This window comes from Hydrogenophaga borbori, assembly GCF_003417535.1.
Lineage (GTDB): Bacteria > Pseudomonadota > Gammaproteobacteria > Burkholderiales > Burkholderiaceae_C > Hydrogenophaga > Hydrogenophaga borbori.
This window is the reverse complement of sequence record NZ_QVLS01000010.1, coordinates 84,903-101,265: the sequence shown is the minus strand read 5'-3', so window position 1 is coordinate 101,265 and position 16,363 is coordinate 84,903. Positions and strand designations below refer to the sequence as shown.

General features: G+C 69.7%; 17 protein-coding genes. 13 read left to right on the top strand and 4 right to left on the bottom strand.

The genetic code is table 11. The features are described 5' to 3' along the window. Positions 1-124: 124 nt before the first annotated feature. Complete coding sequence (locus DY262_RS15625) at positions 125-2,143, top strand: sensor histidine kinase (protein ID WP_181936528.1); 2,019 nt, start codon at positions 125-127, stop codon at positions 2,141-2,143. Here the strand turns inward: DY262_RS15625 and DY262_RS15620 are convergent. Beyond that, positions 2,030-2,503, bottom strand: coding sequence for an NUDIX hydrolase (locus tag DY262_RS15620; RefSeq protein ID WP_116960031.1), 474 nt, complete (start codon positions 2,501-2,503; stop codon positions 2,030-2,032). The two genes, DY262_RS15625 and DY262_RS15620, sit on opposite strands and share 114 nt — an antisense overlap. Positions 2,504-2,591: 88 nt before the next feature. On the opposite strand from DY262_RS15620, the gene DY262_RS15615 reads away from it, so the two are divergent. The 6 genes from DY262_RS15615 to DY262_RS15590 are packed head-to-tail and all read left to right on the top strand — an operon-like array spanning position 2,592 to position 8,347. Continuing rightward, a complete protein-coding gene (locus DY262_RS15615) occupies positions 2,592-3,737 on the top strand; it encodes a Re/Si-specific NAD(P)(+) transhydrogenase subunit alpha (protein ID WP_116960030.1) in 1,146 nt (381 codons plus the stop codon). Beyond that, the gene (panD, locus tag DY262_RS15610) at positions 3,734-4,108 is read left to right on the top strand and encodes an aspartate 1-decarboxylase (RefSeq protein ID WP_116960029.1); all 375 of its coding nucleotides are present in this window, start codon (positions 3,734-3,736) and stop codon (positions 4,106-4,108) included. Before DY262_RS15615 ends, panD begins: the two co-directional genes overlap by 4 nt. A gap of 9 nt (positions 4,109-4,117) precedes the next feature. Continuing rightward, complete coding sequence (locus tag DY262_RS15605) at positions 4,118-4,438, top strand: NAD(P) transhydrogenase subunit alpha part 2 (RefSeq protein WP_070399816.1); 321 nt, start codon at positions 4,118-4,120, stop codon at positions 4,436-4,438. Continuing rightward, entirely contained in the window at positions 4,435-5,856 is a 1,422-nt protein-coding gene (locus tag DY262_RS15600; RefSeq protein ID WP_116960028.1) for an NAD(P)(+) transhydrogenase (Re/Si-specific) subunit beta, read from the top strand. Before DY262_RS15605 ends, DY262_RS15600 begins: the two co-directional genes overlap by 4 nt. Before the next feature lie 38 nt (positions 5,857-5,894). Continuing rightward, positions 5,895-7,580 carry a long-chain-fatty-acid--CoA ligase gene (locus DY262_RS15595; RefSeq protein ID WP_116960027.1) on the top strand — a complete coding sequence of 562 codons (1,686 nt, stop codon included), beginning with the start codon at positions 5,895-5,897 and terminating at the stop codon, positions 7,578-7,580. A 14-nt stretch (positions 7,581-7,594) separates the two neighbouring features. Continuing rightward, a complete protein-coding gene (locus DY262_RS15590; protein ID WP_116960026.1) occupies positions 7,595-8,347 on the top strand; it encodes a 5'-methylthioadenosine/adenosylhomocysteine nucleosidase in 753 nt (250 codons plus the stop codon). Here the strand turns inward: DY262_RS15590 and corA are convergent. Together corA and DY262_RS15580 are read right to left on the bottom strand one after the other, a co-directional pair. Then, positions 8,339-9,325, bottom strand: coding sequence for a magnesium/cobalt transporter CorA (corA, locus tag DY262_RS15585; protein ID WP_070399820.1), 987 nt, complete (start codon positions 9,323-9,325; stop codon positions 8,339-8,341). The genes DY262_RS15590 and corA overlap by 9 nt on opposite strands. 195 nt (positions 9,326-9,520) lie before the next feature. Then, positions 9,521-10,771, bottom strand: a complete 1,251-nt coding sequence (locus DY262_RS15580) for a patatin-like phospholipase family protein (protein ID WP_116960025.1) — start codon at positions 10,769-10,771, stop codon at positions 9,521-9,523. Between the two features lie 299 nt (positions 10,772-11,070). On the opposite strand from DY262_RS15580, the gene DY262_RS15575 reads away from it, so the two are divergent. From DY262_RS15575 to hprK, 4 genes are all read left to right on the top strand, one after another. Next, positions 11,071-12,303 (top strand): MFS transporter, encoded by a 1,233-nt coding sequence (locus DY262_RS15575; RefSeq protein WP_245981041.1) that lies wholly within the window; start codon positions 11,071-11,073, stop codon positions 12,301-12,303. Between the two features lie 147 nt (positions 12,304-12,450). Then, entirely contained in the window at positions 12,451-12,780 is a 330-nt protein-coding gene (hpf, locus tag DY262_RS15570; protein ID WP_070399823.1) for a ribosome hibernation-promoting factor, HPF/YfiA family, read from the top strand. A 143-nt stretch (positions 12,781-12,923) separates the two neighbouring features. Continuing rightward, entirely contained in the window at positions 12,924-13,394 is a 471-nt protein-coding gene (locus tag DY262_RS15565; protein ID WP_116960023.1) for a PTS sugar transporter subunit IIA, read from the top strand. 13 nt (positions 13,395-13,407) lie between these two features. After that, complete coding sequence (hprK, locus tag DY262_RS15560; protein ID WP_070399825.1) at positions 13,408-14,358, top strand: HPr(Ser) kinase/phosphatase; 951 nt, start codon at positions 13,408-13,410, stop codon at positions 14,356-14,358. 12 nt (positions 14,359-14,370) lie between these two features. On the opposite strand, the gene fur is transcribed toward hprK, so the two are convergent. After that, positions 14,371-14,823, bottom strand: a complete 453-nt coding sequence (fur, locus tag DY262_RS15555) for a ferric iron uptake transcriptional regulator (protein ID WP_070399826.1) — start codon at positions 14,821-14,823, stop codon at positions 14,371-14,373. 102 nt (positions 14,824-14,925) lie between these two features. Here fur and DY262_RS15550 point away from each other — a divergent pair, with 102 nt between their 5' ends. Together DY262_RS15550 and dapB are read left to right on the top strand one after the other, a co-directional pair. After that, positions 14,926-15,453, top strand: coding sequence for an outer membrane protein assembly factor BamE (locus DY262_RS15550; RefSeq protein WP_116960022.1), 528 nt, complete (start codon positions 14,926-14,928; stop codon positions 15,451-15,453). Beyond that, complete coding sequence (gene dapB / locus DY262_RS15545; protein WP_116960021.1) at positions 15,450-16,274, top strand: 4-hydroxy-tetrahydrodipicolinate reductase; 825 nt, start codon at positions 15,450-15,452, stop codon at positions 16,272-16,274. The genes DY262_RS15550 and dapB overlap by 4 nt, the downstream gene beginning before the upstream one ends. The last annotated feature ends 89 nt before the right edge of the window (positions 16,275-16,363 follow it).

Sequence of the window (16,363 nt, the reverse complement as noted above, 5' to 3'; positions counted from 1 at the left end):
TGAGGCGGCCGCGCGCGGCCCGAATACTGGTCCCTGCTCGGTCGGCCCGCCCCCCGCGGGCCGCGCGTGTCGCGGGGTGACGATGCACGGTGGGGCGCCAGTCGGTCAGGGATGGCGGCGGGGCATGGCCTGGGTCTGGCTGTGGCTCATGCTGCTGCCCTGCGCCGCCTCGCCACCGCCTGAGCGGGTGGCGCTGGGCGCCCCGGACAACGCCGTCGCCCTCACGCCCGCACTGCAGTTCCTCGACAACCGCACGCACCCCTGGCGCCCCGACGCCGCCGACGCGGCCAGCGCCGACTTCAAGCCCCTGCCGCCGGCCTGGCAAGCGGGCAACCTGGGCCAGGGCTCCTTCGATCTGTGGTTTCGCGTGGTGCTGCACGCCAGCGCCGACGCGCCCGCCCATTGGATGTGGGTGGTGGACAACGCCAATCTGGACCTGGTCGAACTCTGGTCCGGCCCACCGGGCCAGGCCGTGCGCCTGGGCCTCAGCGGCGACAGCCTGCCGCCCGGGCGGCGCGCCCACTCACACCGCCTGCCGGTGATCCCGCTCACCCTGGCGCCCGGCGCCGACACCCCGGTCTACATGCGCGTGCGCACCGACGGCATGGCCCAGTTGCCGGTCAAGCTGTGGCCGCGCGAGGCGCTGGCCCGTCAGGACCAGTGGGTCTATGGCCTGCACGGTGTTTTCTTCGGCCTGCTCGCCGGCCTGATCCTCTACAACGCCATGCTGTACTTCAGCATCCGCGACCGCGCCTACCTCTACTACGTGGGCCTGGTCAGCGCGTTGGGGGTCTGGCAGTTCGGCAACCAGGGCTTCCTGGCCCAGTACCTGTGGCCCGGCGGGGCGCTGCTGCAGCACTACGCGGTCAACCTGTCGCTGGCGCTGGGCGGCGGCCTCTTGCTGCCCTTCGCGCGCCGTTTCCTGCAGACCGCCGCGCACGCGCCGCGGCTGGACTGCGCCGCGCGCCGGCTCACCTGGGGCTGGGTTGTGGTCTTCCTCCTCAACCTGCTCCCGCCGCTGTCGCCCGGCCAGCGCCTGGTGCCCTGGGCGGTCGCCGTGACCACGCTGATGCTGGTGGCCATGGCGTACGACGGGCTGCGCGAGCGCCGCCCGGCCGCGCTGCCCTTCACCGTGGCCTGGGCCTGCCTGTGGGTGAGCGCGCTGCTCTACGTGTTCTACCGCCTGGGCTGGCTGCCGGGCCATCCCCTGGTCGTCAACGCGCTGCCCATGGGCGCCGCGCTCGAGATGGTGCTGCTGTCCTTCGCGCTGGCGGACCGCTTCCGCGTCGAGCGCCAGGCCGCCGAGCGCGCGCAGGCCGACCGCCTGCGCACGGAGCTCGAGCGCGACATGGCGCGCCGCGCCACCGATGAAAAGTCGCGCTTCCTCGCCGCCGTGAGCCACGACATGCGCCAGCCGCTCTACGCCATCACGCTCGCGGCCGAATCGCTGGAGCGCCAGCGCCCCCTGCGCCACCCGGGGCCCATGCTGCAGCAGATGAAGGCCGGGCTGGAGACGGCCGATCGCCTGCTCGACGCGGTGATGACCGTGGCCCGGCTGGAGACCGGTTCGCTGCGGCCGCAGTCCGCGACCTTTTCGCTGGAGCCCCTGCTGGAGCAGGTGGACGGCACCTTCGGGCCGCGGGCCCGGGCCAAGGGGCTGCGCTGGTCGGTCACGCCCTGCCTGGCCTTGGTCAGCACCGACGCGCCGCTGCTGCAGCGCATGGTCTTCAACCTGGTGAGCAACGCCGTGGCCTACACCGAGGCGGGTGGCGTGCTGGTGTCGTGCCGCGTGCGGCGCCGGGGCGCCTTGCTGCAGGTGTGGGACACCGGCGGTGGGCTGCCGCCGGAGCCCGAGGCGCAGGTGTTCCAACGGCACTTCCGGGGCGAGCCCGGCACCGAAACCGACAGCGGGGTCGGGCTGGGCCTGGTCATCGTCAAGCAGACCGCGCTGCTGCTGGGGCTGGAGCTGTCGGTGCGCTCGCGCCCCGGGCGCGGCAGCTGCTTTTCCCTCTGGCTGCCGCTGGCGCCGTCAGCCGCCGAACACGCTGGGGTGGGTGTGCAGTCCGTCCAGTGGCAGCCGGCGACCGGCCAGGTGGTCCTCGATGCAGCGCAGCACCAGGGGGCTGCGGTGCCGCGCGGCTGACGCGCGCACCTCGTCCGGCGTGAGCCAGCAGGTGCGCACGATGCCGCGGTCGAGCGCGCGGCCGGCCACGGCCTCGCCCACGGCGCCGCAGAACGCGAAACGCAGGTAGGTGATGGGCTCGCCGGCCCGCTCGAAGCGGGCCAGGTACACGCCCACCAGCGCCTCGGGCGTGAAAGGGTGCGCGGTCTCCTCCAGCGCCTCGCGCGCCGCGGCCTGCACCAGGCTTTCGCCCGGCTCCAGGTGGCCCGCCGGGTTGTTCAGGCGCAGGCCTTCGGGGGTGTGCTCTTCGACCAGCAGGTAGCGGCCGTCGCGCTCGGCGAGGCAGGCCACGGTGACGCTCGGTGCCCAACGGGAAGTCATGGGCGGCGATTATGGGCGGGGGCCGTTGGGGACGGGCTTTCAGTTAAGCTCGCCCGTTGATTTCTGAACCGAGCGCGAGGAGACACCCATGCTCATTGGCGTACCCGCCGAAACCCTGGCGGGCGAGACCCGTGTGGCCGTGACGCCGGAGACGGCAAAGAAACTGGTGGCCCAAGGCCATGTGGTGCGAGTGCAGGCCGGCGCCGGCTTGCACGCCAGCGCCACCGACGCCGCGTACGAAGCGGCGGGCGCGCAGATCACCGACGCCGCCGGCGCCTTGGGCGCCGACCTCGTGCTCAAGGTGCGCAGCCCGCAGGCCAGCGAGCTGCCGCTGATGAAAGCCGGCGCCACCCTGGTGGGCATGCTCAACCCCTTCGACGCCGAAGGCCTGCGGGCCCTGGCCGCCGCCGGGCTCACCGGCTTCGCGCTGGAGGCCGCGCCACGCACCACGCGCGCGCAGAGCATGGACGTGCTGTCCTCGCAGGCCAACATCGCCGGCTACAAGGCCGTGATGCTCGCGGCCAACGCCTACCCGCGCTTTTTCCCCATGCTCATGACGGCCGCCGGCACCGTGAAGGCCGCGCGCGTGGTCATCCTGGGCGTGGGCGTGGCGGGTCTGCAGGCGATCGCCACGGCCAAGCGCCTGGGCGCGGTCATCGAGGCCAGCGACGTGCGCCCCAGCGTGAAGGAGCAGATCGAGTCCCTGGGGGGCAAGTTCATCGACGTGCCCTACGAAACGCCGGAGGAGAAGGAAGCGGCCGAGGGCGTGGGCGGCTACGCCAAGCCCATGCCGCCGAGCTGGCTGCAGCGCCAGGCCGCCGAGGTGGCCAAGCGCGTGGCGATGGCCGACGTGGTGATCTCCACCGCGCTCATTCCCGGCCGCGCGGCGCCCACGCTGATCACCGAAGAGATGGTCAAGAGCATGAAGCCTGGCTCGGTGATCGTGGACATCGCGGCGGGCAAGGGGCCCGGCAATGCCGATGGAAGCGTCGGCGGCAACTGCCCGCTCACCGAAGCCGACAGGACGGTCGTCAAGCACGGCGTGACGATCATCGGCGAGACCAACCTGCCCGCGCTGGTGGCGGCCGACGCCTCCGCGCTGTACGCGCGCAACGTGCTCGACTTCCTGAAGCTCGTGCTGCCCAAGGACGCCAGCGCCGTGCAGGTGCCGATGGACGACGACATCGTGGTCGCCTGTCTGATGACCCAAGCCGGCGAGGTCAAGCGCAAATGAGCGATGCCGCCAGCCGCGTGATGCTGCGGGCCAAGCTGCACCGCGCCACCGTGACCGAAGCCGACCTGCACTACGAAGGTTCCTGCGGCATCGACGAAGACCTGCTGGACGCCGCCGACATGCGTGAGTTCGAGAAGATCGAGCTCTACAACGTCAACAACGGCGAGCGTTTCTCCACCTACATCATCAAGGCCGCGCGCGGCTCGGGCGCCATCTCGCTCAACGGCGCGGCCGCGCGCAAGGCCCATGTGGGCGACCTGCTGATCATCTGCACCTACTCGCCGGTGGCCGACAGCGCGGTGCCGGGCTGGAAGCCGCGCGTGGTGCTGCTGGGTGAAGGCAACCGCATCACCGAGATCAAGAAAACCTAGGAGCCGCCCATGGACGCCGTCTCTCCCACCCTCATCAACCTCATCATCTTCGTGCTGGCCATCTACGTGGGCTACCACGTGGTGTGGACGGTGACGCCCGCGCTGCACACGCCGCTCATGGCCGTGACCAACGCCATCTCGGCCATCGTGATCGTGGGCGCCATGCTGGCCGCCGCGCTCACCGAAACCCCGCTGGGCAAGACCATGGGCGTGCTGGCCGTGGCGCTGGCGGCGGTCAACGTCTTCGGCGGCTTCCTGGTCACGCGCCGCATGCTGGAGATGTTCAAGAAGAAAGAGAAGAAGGCCCCGGCCGCGGGAGACAAAGCATGAGCATGAACCTGGTCGTCCTGCTGTACCTGATCGCTTCGGTCTGCTTCATCCAGGCCCTGAAGGGTCTGTCGCACCCCACCACCTCCATCCGGGGCAACGTCTTCGGCATGACGGGCATGGCCATCGCCGTGCTCACCACCGCCGCGCTCATCGTCGAACTCTCGGGCGGCAAGGCCCAGGGTATGGTCTACGTGCTCGGCGGCCTGGTGGTCGGCGGCGGCGTCGGCGCCTATATGGCCAAGAAGGTCGAGATGACCAAGATGCCCGAGCTGGTGGCCTTCATGCACAGCATGATCGGCCTGGCGGCGGTGTGCATCGCGGTGGCCGTGGTGGCCGAGCCCTGGGCCTTCGGCATCGCCGCGCACGGCGAGCCCATCCCGGGCGGCAACCGCATCGAGCTGGCCCTGGGCGCCTTCATCGGCGCGGTCACCTTCAGCGGCTCGGTCATCGCCTTCGGCAAGCTCTCGGGCAAGTACAAGTTCCGCCTGTTCCAGGGCGCGCCGGTCACCTTCGCCGGGCAGCACAAGCTCAACCTGCTGCTGGGCCTGGCCACGGCCTTCTTCATCTTCGGCTTCTGGCACTCGCAGAGCTGGATGGACATCGTGCTGGTGATCGCCCTGGGCTTCATCCTGGGCGTGCTCATCATCATCCCCATCGGCGGCGCCGACATGCCGGTGGTGGTGTCCATGCTCAACAGCTACTCGGGCTGGGCGGCAGCGGGCATCGGCTTCAGCCTGAACAACAGCATGCTGATCATCGCCGGCTCGCTGGTGGGCAGCTCGGGCGCGATCCTGAGCTACATCATGTGCAAGGCCATGAACCGCTCGTTCATCAGCGTCATCCTGGGTGGCTTCGGCGGCGAGGCCGGCGCGGTGGCCAGCGGCGGCGTGCAGCGCACCGCCAAGAGCGGCAGCGCCGACGACGTGGCCTTCATCCTGGGCAACGCCGAAACCGTGGTCATCGTGCCGGGCTACGGCCTGGCGGTGGCGCGCGCGCAGCACGCGGTGAAGGAGCTGGCCGAGAAGCTCACGCACAAGGGCATCACGGTGAAGTACGCCATCCACCCCGTGGCCGGGCGCATGCCGGGCCACATGAACGTGCTGCTGGCCGAGGCCGAAGTGCCCTACGACCAGGTGTTCGAGATGGAGGACATCAACGGCGAGTTCGGGCAGGCGGACGTGGCCATCGTGCTGGGCGCCAACGACGTGGTCAACCCGCTGGCGCTGCAAAAGGGCAGCCCCATCTACGGCATGCCCATCCTGGAGGCCTACAAGGCCAAGACCGTGATCGTGAACAAGCGCTCCATGGCCGCGGGCTATGCGGGCCTGGACAACGAACTGTTCTACATGGACAAGACCATGATGGTCTTCGGCGACGCCAAGAAAGTCGTCGAGGACATCACCAAAGCCGTGGAGTGAGACCTCGCCCATCGGGCGCACAACGAGAGGAGACCTGCATGCCGACCGCCACCGCCGACCGTCCTTGGCTCGCCGCTTACCCCGAAGGGGTGCCCGCCGACATCGACGTGAACCAGTACCCCTCGCTGGTGCACCTGATGGAGGAGAGCTTCCGGCGCTTCGGCGATCGGACCGCCTACAGCTTCATGGGCAAGGACGTGAGCTTCGCGCAGACCGACGCGGCCTCTCAGTCCGTGGCGGCCTACCTGCAGGGCCTGGGCCTCGTGAAGGGCGACCGCGTGGCGATCATGATGCCCAACGTACCGCAGTACCCGGTGGTCGTCGCGGGCATCCTGCGCGCGGGCCTGGTGGTGGTGAACGTGAACCCGCTGTACACCGCGCGCGAACTGGAACACCAGCTCAAGGACTCGGGCGCCAAGGCCATCGTCATCATCGAGAACTTCGCCCGCACGCTGGAACAGTGCATCGCGGCCACGCCAGTGAAGCACGTGGTGCTTGCGGCCATGGGCGACATGCTGGGCTTGCTCAAGGGTGGCCTGGTGAACTACGTGGTGCGCAAGGTCAAGAAGATGGTGCCGGCCTTCAACCTGCCGCAGGCCGTGCGCTTCAACGACGCCCTCGCGCGCGGCGCGCGCGGCGCGTTCAAGAAGCCCGAGATCAAGGCCGACGACATGGCCGTGCTGCAGTACACCGGCGGCACCACGGGCGTGAGCAAAGGCGCGGTGCTCCTGCACCGCAACATCATCGCCAACGTGCTGCAGTCCGAGGCCTGGAACGACCCGGTGATGAAGAAGGTCCCGGCCGGCGAGCAGCCCACCAGCGTGTGCGCGCTGCCGCTGTACCACATCTTCGCGTTCACCGTGAACATGATGCTGAGCCTGCGCGTGGGCGGCAAAACCATCCTCATCCCCAACCCGCGCGACCTGCCGGCGGTGCTCAAGGAGTTGAGCAAGCACCGCTTCCACAGCTTTCCCGCGGTGAACACGCTGTTCAACGGCCTGGCCAATCACCCCGACTTCAACACCGTGGACTGGAGCCACCTGAAGGTTTCGGTGGGCGGCGGCATGGCGGTGCAGGGCGCGGTGGCCAAGCGCTGGCTCGAGAAAACCGGCTGCCCGATCTGCGAGGGCTATGGCCTGTCCGAAACCAGCCCCTCGGCCACCTGCAACCCCACCACCAGCACCGAGTACACCGGCACCATCGGCGTGCCCCTGCCCAATACGCGCCTGAAGTGCCTGGACGACGAGGGCCGCGAGGTGCCCGTGGGCCAACCCGGCGAGATTGCGATCCACGGCCCGCAGGTGATGGCGGGCTACTGGCAGCGCCCGGATGAGACCGCCAAGGTCATGACGCCCGACGGCTTCTTCAAGAGTGGCGACATCGGGATCATGGACGAGCGCGGCTACTTCAAGATCGTGGACCGCAAGAAGGACATGGTGCTGGTCAGCGGTTTCAACGTCTACCCGAACGAGGTCGAGGACGTGGTCGCGCAGCTGCCCGGCGTGCTGGAGTGCGCCGTGGTGGGCGTGCCGGACGACAAGACCGGCGAAGCCGTGAAGCTGGTGATCGTGAAGAAGGACCCGTCGCTCACCGAAGAGCAGGTGCGCGAGTTCTGCCGCGCCAACCTCACGGGCTACAAGCAGCCGCGCGTGATCGAGTTCCGCACCGATCTGCCCAAGACGCCGGTGGGCAAGATCCTGCGCCGCGAGCTGCGCGACAAGTGAAGGTCTGAGCCGGCATGACGCTTGCGCTGGTCAGCGCCCTGCCGCAGGAGCTCGAGGCCGTGCTCGCGCTGCTGCCCGACGAGCAGCGCACCGCGTTCGCCGGGCGCGGTTTCTGGCGCGGCCACCTGCATGGGCAGGAGGTGGTGGCGGTGCTCTCGGGCATCGGCAAGGCCGCGGCGGCCACCACCACCGCGCTGCTGATCGCGCGCTTCGGCGCCAGCGCGGTCGTGATGACGGGCGTGGCCGGTGGCCTGGGCGCGGGCGTGAAGGTGGGCGACGTGGTGGTGGCGGCCGAGCTGCTGCAGCACGACATGGACGCGTCGCCGGTCTTTCCGCGCCATGAGGTGCCGGGCTACGGGCGCTCGCGCTTCGCTTCCGACGGGGCCCTGAGCGATCGACTGGCGCGCGCCTGCGAGGCCACGCTGCGCGAGGCCCCGGCTGCCCTGGGCGCCGCGGCGGTCGAGGCCTTCGGCCTGGGCGACTCGCGCGTGCACCGGGGCCTGCTCCTGACGGGCGACCGCTTCGTTTCGCGCACCGCCGAGAGCGAGGCCCTGCAGCGCGAACTGCCGGACGCGCTGGCCGTGGACATGGAGAGCGCGGCCGTGGCCCAGGTGTGCGCGGATTTCGGCGTGCCGCTGGCGGTGGTGCGCACCATCTCCGACCGCGCCGACGACGCGGCCCACGTGGACTTCCCGCGCTTCCTCACGCAGGTGGCGAGCCGCTACAGCGCGGCCATCGTCGAGCGCCTGCTCGGCGAGTCAGCGTAGCCAACCCCTTTTCCTGAAGTAGAGCATCGGCACCACGGCCGACAGCACCATCAACCCGATCGCCAGCGGGTAACCGAAGCGCCAGGTCAGTTCGGGCATGAACTGGAAGTTCATGCCGTAGCTGCTGGCCACCAGCGTCGGTGGCAGCAGGGACACGCTGGCCACCGAGAAGATCTTGATGATCTTGTTCTGGTTGATGTTGATGAAACCGACCGTGGCGTCCATCAGGAAGTTGATCTTGTCGAACAGGAACGCGGTGTGGCCGTCGAGCGAGTCGAGGTCGCGCAGGATCTGGCGCGCGTCCTCGAACTGCTCGGCGCTCAGCAGGCGGCTGCGCATCATGAAGCTCACCGCGCGGCGCGTGTCCATGACGTTGCGGCGGATGCGGCCCGACATGTCCTCGTGGCGCGCGATGGCCGACAGTGCCTCGCCCAGGGCCGAGTCGCTGGCCTCGCTGGAGAGCACCTTGGCGCTCACCGTTTCCAGGTCGTCGTAGATGTCCTCCAGCGTGTCGGCGCAGTACTCGGCGTCGGCGTCGAACAGCATCAGCAGCACGTCCTTGGCGTCGTCGATCAGGCCGGGCATGCGCCGCGCGCGCATGCGCAGCAGGCGGAACACGGGCACGTCTTCGTCGTGGATGGAGAACAGCACGCCGCGGCTCTTGAGCGAGTCGTTGTGCTCGTTGAGGATGAAGGCCACGCGCACCGCGCGCGGGTCTTCGTCGTCGTCGATGAGGAAGTCGCTGCGCACGTGCAGCTCGCCGTTGTCCTCCTCGAAGAAGCGCGCCGACTCCTCGATGTCCTCGTCCATCGCGTCTTCCGGGATGGACAGGCCGAAATGCTGCTTGACCCAGCGGCGTTCTTCGGGGGTGGGGTCTTCCAGGTCGACCCAGATGGGCTTGAACTTGGCGAGCTCTTCCAGGGACTCGATCTCTTCCTGGAAGAGGCGGCCGTTGGCCAGGGTGAAGACATTGAGCATGGCGCGCTCCTGCGTGTCGGTGGCGGTCTGGCGGTGGCCGGGAATCCGGCCGGCGGGTTCGGTGGCGCTTTCAGCCAGCCGCCCGTCCAGGCCGCAGCGTCAGGGCGCTGCTCAGACGGTCGCGGGGAGGGCTGAAAGCACACGACTGGGGGGTGTGCTGTCCATCAAGGGCTCCGTGTGCAAAAACGGCCGCGATTATCGCACCGGGCCTGGTGCGGCGGGGCTGCCAGCGGGCGCCAGGAAGGCCTTCAGCTCGTCCTGGCGGCGCCAGGCGTCGTGCTCGCCCAGGGCCATGAGCGCGTGCACGAAGCCGGGCTCGAACAGCAGGTAGCTGGCGAGGGCGGCGGCGCTGGCGTTGGCGCCGCGCCGCGTGTCCAGCGCGCCCAGGCCGATGAGCGTGTGGCGCGTGGTCACGGGCAGTTCGTTCACGTGCTTGAGCGCGAGTTCGTCGAGCGACACGCTGGGCTGGATGGCCATCACCTCCACCGGGTGGTAGGGCAGAAGGGTCGAGACCTCCGGCGGCAGGCGCGCCAGGGTCTGGCTCACGCGCATGGTCTGCTCCACGTCGGCCTGAAGGGTGTCGTGGAAGACGCTGGCCATGGCGTGGCCGGCGATGGTGCCCGCCGTGAGTTCGGCGGTGTCGTGCCGCCCGGCCAGGCCCGCGCGCTGCGGCTGGCCCACGCCCACGACCAGGATGCGGCGCGCGCCGAACTGGATGGCGGGCGACAGGGGCGAGAGCTGGCGCATGGAGCCGTCGCCGAAGTGCTCGCGGTGGCCGCTCACCCACAGGGGCACGGCCGGAAACAGGAAGGGAATGGCGCTGGAGGCCATCAGGTGTTCGATGGTGATGGGCTGGAACTCGGCGCGTCGCCCGGGCCGGTGCCAGGCCGGCACGGTGCTGTCGGCGCGGGTCTGGCAGAAGGTCCAGTGCTCGCCGGTGGAGTAGCTCGACGCGGTCACGCCGAGCACGTCGATCGCGCCGCGCTCCAGCGCCGTCTCCAGCCCTTGCAGGTCGATGTGGCGGTGCAGGGTGTTCACCAGGGGCAGGGTGTCGAGCAGGGCGCGGTGGCGCTTGACCTGGCGCGCCAGCGTCCAGCCCGCGAGCACGCGGCTGGCGCGCACCCAGTTGGGTGCGTCCAGGCGGTAGACCTGGTCGGAGCGCAGCTTCAGCCAGAACTCGCCGAGCGCGGGCAGCGCGGCGGCGCCATCGCCCGCGCGGCAGGCCAGGAAGCTGGCGTTGAGGGCGCCGGCCGAGGTGCCGAACAGCCAGCGGAAGGGAAAGGCCGCGCCGCCCTCGGGCAGCATGGCGGCCACGGCCTTGAGCACGCCGGCCTGGTAGGCGGTGCGCGCGCCGCCGCCCATGAGCACGAGGGCGCAGCCGTCGGCCCTGGGCCCGCCGGGGTGGCGCAAGGGAATGCTGTGGCTGAGGACGGTGTCGAGCGACATGCCGGGCCCGCGGGTCGTGCTCAGCGTGACCGGGAGGAGGGGGCCTGCAGGGCCAGGCGGGCGCGGCGCGCGACCGGCGCGGCGAGGGGGCCATGGGTGGGGGGCATGCGGGGCTCCTGTCGAAGTCGTTCGGCCCGCTACGCTATCACGGCGATTCGGCCGGCGGCTGGGTGGGCAGGGCCTCCTTGATCGCGCGCGATGCGCCGCCAGGGCGTTGTCCATGGGCGGGAGCACAGGGGCGCATGGGCGCCGCGACACGGCATCGGCGACACTCGGCCACCCTGCCTCGACCGCTGCCCGTGACCGATCCCTCGCCCCTCAGTCCCACGCGCGAACGCTGGCTGCTGCTCACCGTGGCCGGCATCCAGTTCACCCACATCCTGGACTTCATGATCGTGATGCCCCTGGGGCCGCAGTTCACGCGGCTCTTCGGCATCAGCGACGCGCAGTTCGGCCTGCTGGTGTCGGCCTACACGCTGTCGGCCGGTGCCTCGGGCCTGCTCGCGGCCACCTACGTCGACCGCTTCGACCGCCGCACGCTGCTGCTGGGTCTTTATGGCCTGTTCGCCCTGGCCACGCTGGCCTGCGGCCTGGCCCCGGGCTACGGTTTTCTCATGGGCGCGCGCATCGCCGCCGGCGTGTTCGGCGGCGTGCTGTCGGCGCTGGCGCAGACCATCGTGGCCGACGTGGTGCCTTTCGAGCGGCGCGGTCGCGCCATGGGCATCGTCATGTCCGCCTTCTCGTTTTCCACGGTGGCCGGGGTGCCGCTGGGCCTGTGGCTGGCCGGCTGGGCGGGCTGGCACGCCACCTTCATCGCCATCGCGCTGCTGTGCGCCGTGTGCCTGGCCGCCGCCAGCCTGACCCTGCCGCCGCTGCGCGGCCACCTGCGGGCCGGCCCGCCCACGGTCTGGCGCGGCCTGGCCTCGGCGCTGGCCGAGCGCAACCACTGGCGCGCCTTTGCGATGTCGGCGCTCATGATGTTCACGGGCTTCACGGTGATCCCCTTCATCACCATCTACATGCAGGCCAACGTGGGTTTGGGCGACGCCGACATCCCATTGCTGTACCTGGTGGGCGGCGCGGTCACCCTGCTGACGGCGCGCTGGTTCGGCCGCATGACCGACCGGCACGGCAAGGTGCCCACCTTCACCCGCCTGGCCCTGCTCGTGGCGCTGCCGCTCATGGCCACCACGCTGCTGCCGCCGGCGCCGCTGTGGGTCGCGCTGCTCGTGTCCACCGGCTTCTTCGTGCTCATGTCGGGCCGCATGATCCCGGGCATGGCCATCATCACCTCGGCCGCCGAGCCGCGCCTGCGTGGCACCTTCATGGCGCTCAACGCCGCGGTGCAGTCGGCCGCCATGGGCCTGGCCTCGCTCGTCGGCGGGCTGATCATCGTGCGCGACGCCGCCGGTCGGGTGGAGCACTACTGGGTGGCGGGCCTCATCGGCGTGGTCGCCAGCTGCGCCAGCGTGGTGGTGGCGCGGCGGCTTCGCCTGCACGGCGCGCAGCAGGGGCCCGACCGCCGGTCCTGAAGGCGATCCGGAAGTCACGATTTCTGACGGTTTCGGCTTGCGTGCTCAGGGCATCGTCGGCATAGTGGGTCTCAAGCCATCCCGTGGTCGCCGGATGGCCCTGCCGCCGGCGGCCTGTGTCAACCCGGAGCAATTGGAGGCTCATCCATGAACCTGACGATCAACGGTCACGACCTCGAGGTCACCCCCGCCCTGCGCGGCTACGTCACCAGCAAGCTCGAACGCATTTCCCGACACTTCGACCAGGTCGTCGACATCCGGGTGCTGTTGAAAGTGGACAACCTCAAGGAAAAGGCCCTGCGGCAGCGTGCGGAATGCAACATCCACGTGAAAGGCCGGGACCTGTTCGCCGAGAGCGCCCATGCCGATCTGTACGCCGCCGTCGATGAGTTGGCCGACAAGCTCGACCGCCAGGTGCTGCGTTACAAGACCAAGACCCAGGAACACAACCACGAAGCCGTCAAACGCCTGATGTGAAAACGGTCACAACCCGCGCCGTTAGCGGGTTCCCGGTCGTGCTGCACTGCAACAAGCCGCTTGAATTGTCAAGCGGCTTTTTTGTCCTTTTCATCTAGGCGTAGGAAAGCAGAAGCGCATAATCCGCGCCCGAAAGGGCCCCCATGAACCGACTGTCTGCCATATTGCCCGCCGCGCAGGTGCTCGTCGCCGTCGACGCCAGCAGCAAAAAGCGCGCCTTCGAGGAAGCGGGCCTGCTGTTCGAAACCCTGCACGGCCTCAACCGCGCGCTCATCACCGACAGCCTGTTCGCGCGCGAACGCCTGGGGTCCACCGGCCTGGGCCATGGCGTGGCCATTCCGCATGGCCGCATCAAGGGTCTCAAGCAGCCGTTGGCGGCGGTGTTCCAGCTCGCCAGTCCCATTGGCTTCGACGCCCCGGACGAGTTGCCGGTGCAGCTCATGATCTTCCTGCTGGTGCCCGAGGCGGCCACGCAGAAACACCTGGAAATCCTGTCGGAGATCGCCGAGCTGCTCAGCGACAGCGCCTTGCGCGAGCGCATGAAGTTTTCGTCCGACGCCGGTGCGCTGCACGGGCTGATTTCCAACTGGCAGTCCGCGCACGCCGCGGCCTGAACCCCGTTCTCCATTGAAACCCACCGTCGTCAGCGCCGACGTCCTCTTCGAGGACCACCGGGACACGCTGAAGTGGCAGTGGATCGCCGGCCTGGGGGCCTCCGAGCGCCGCTTCGACGAGGTGGCGATCCGCGCGGCGCGCTCGGGCGCCGACCTGGTCGGCTACCTCAACTACATCCACCCCTACCGCCTGCAGGTCATCGGCGAGCGTGAGGTGGCCTACCTCACCAGCCCCAGCACCGAGGACAACAAGCGCCGCGTGGCGCGCATCGTGACGCTGGAGCCGCCGGTGCTGGTGGTGGCCGACGACAAGCCCGCGCCCGACGAACTGCTCGCGATGTGCGAGCGCGCGCAGATCCCGATGTTCGCGACCCACGAGTCCGCGGCCTTCGTGATCGACGTGCTGCGCGCCTACCTGTCGCGCCATTTCGCCGACCGCGCCACCATGCACGGCGTGTTCATGGACATCCTGGGCATGGGGGTCCTGATCACGGGCGAATCGGGCCTGGGCAAGAGCGAGCTGGGGCTGGAGCTCATCTCGCGCGGCCACGGCCTGGTGGCCGACGACGCGGTGGACCTGTACCGAATCAACCAGACCAGCGTGGAAGGCCGCTGCCCCGAGCTGCTGCAGAACCTGCTGGAGGTGCGCGGCATCGGCCTGCTCGACATCAAGGCGATCTTTGGCGAGACGGCGGTGCGCCGCAAGATGCGGCTGCAGCTCATCGTGCACCTGGTGCGCCGCGAGACCATGGAGCGCGACTACGAGCGTATGCCCTATGAGCCGCTGTACCAGGATGTGTTGGGCGTGCCCGTGCGCAAGGCCGTGATTCAGGTGGTGGCGGGGCGCAACATCGCCGTGCTGGTGGAGGCCGCCGTGCGCAACACCATCCTGCAGCTGCGCGGCATCGACACCTACCAGGAGTTCGTGCAGCGCCACCGCGCCGCGATGTCGCGCGACGAGTGACGAACGCCGCGCCTAGCGGTGGCCGCCGGGGACCTTGCCGGCGCCGCGGTGCGGGCAGTCGCCCTTGGTGCAGTTCGCGTAGAGCGACAGCGCGTGCTCCTGCAGCGCGAAGCCGCGCGACTTGGCCACCATCTGCTGGCGCTTCTCGATCTCCGCATCGAAGAATTCCTCGACGCGCCCGCAGTCCAGGCAGACCAGGTGGTCGTGGTGCTGGCCCTCGTTGAGTTCGTAGACGGCCTTGCCCGACTCGAAATTGCTGCGCGTGAGCAGGCCAGCCTGTTCGAACTGCATCAGCACGCGGTAGACGGTGGCCAGGCCGATGTCGCTGCGCTCGTCGAGCAGCACGCGGAACACGTCCTCGGCCGTCATGTGGCGCTGCGTGGCGTTCTGAAAGACCTCCAGGATCTTCAGGCGCGGCAGCGTGGCCTTCAGGCCGGTGCTCTTGAGGTCTTCGATGTTGGACATGGCGCTCGCTTCGGGCTCACTACAATGGCCGACCGATTATCGTCCGCCTTGCGCCGGCCGCGCCAGTGCAGGGCCAGCAGGCCCCCACCCCGGGTTTTCGCCATGTCCTTCTCCAAGTTCCGAATCTCGCTCGCGCTGGTTGCCCTGCTGGCGCTGGGCGGTTGTGGCAGCGTGGCCAACTGGGTCACGCCATACAAGATCGACATCCTTCAAGGCAATGTGATCACCCGCGAGCAGGTCGAGGCGCTCAAGCCCGGCATGCCGCGCGAACAGGTGCGCGACATCCTGGGCTCGCCGCTGCTGGCCAGCGTGTTCCACGCCGACCGCTGGGACTACGTCTTCACCCTGCAGCGCCGGGGCCAGGAGCCGCTGCGCCGCCGAGTGACCGTGTTCTTCAAGGACGGCGTGCTCGAGCGCCACGAGGCCGACGAGCTGCCCACCGAGGCCGAGTTCGTGGCCTCGCTGGACGTACGCCGCGACAAAAAGGCCAAGCCGCCCGTGCTCGAGGCCACCGAGCAGCAGCTCAAGGACTTCGCCGAGCGCAACAAGCCGCAGGCCCCGCCGCTGCCCGCCAGCGCCGCGCCCGCACCCGCCACCACCAACTTCCCGCCGCTGGAGTCGGGCCGATGAGCGTTGCAACCACCCCCCACCGCGTCTGTGTCGCGGGGGCCAGCGGCCGCATGGGCCGCATGCTGATCGAGGCCGTGCGCGACAGCGGCGACTGCCGGCTCAGCGGCGCGCTCGACGTGGCCGCCAGCCCCGCCATCGGGCAGGACGCCGGCGCCTACGCCGGCCAGCCGACCGGTGTGCCGATCACCGCCGATCTCGCCCAGAGCCTGCAGGGCAGCGACTGCCTGGTCGATTTCACCCGCCCCGAGGGCACCATGGACCACCTGGACGCCTGTGTGGCGCAGGGCGTCAACCTGGTCATCGGCACCACCGGCTTCAGCGAGGCGCAGAAGGCCCGCATCGCCGAGGCGTCCCAGCGCATCGCCATCGTGATGGCGCCCAACATGAGCGTGGGCGTGAACGTCACGCTCAAGCTGCTGGAAATGGCGGCCAAGGCCCTGTCCACCGGCTACGACATCGAGATCATCGAGGCCCACCACCGCCACAAGGTGGACGCGCCCAGCGGCACCGCGCTCAAGATGGGCGAGGTCATCGCCGATGCCCTGGGCCGCGACCTCAAGGACTGCGCGGTCTACGCGCGCGAGGGCGTCACCGGCGAGCGCGACCCGTCCAGCATTGGCTTCGCCACCATCCGCGGCGGTGACATCGTGGGCGACCACACCGTGCTGTTCGCGGGCACCGGCGAGCGCATCGAGATCACGCACAAGTCCGCCAGCCGCAGCACCTACGCCCAGGGCAGCCTGCGCGCGGTGCGCTTCCTCGCCGGCCGCCGCGCCGGGCTGTTCGACATGTTCGACGTGCTGGGGCTGCGCCAGACCTAGCCGGCCGGTGGCGGTTCACCGACGAGGGCGCGCGCCGGCGGCGCCCGCCGGGCGCGCGGCCTAAAATCCCCGCTCCCACGGGCGAGCCG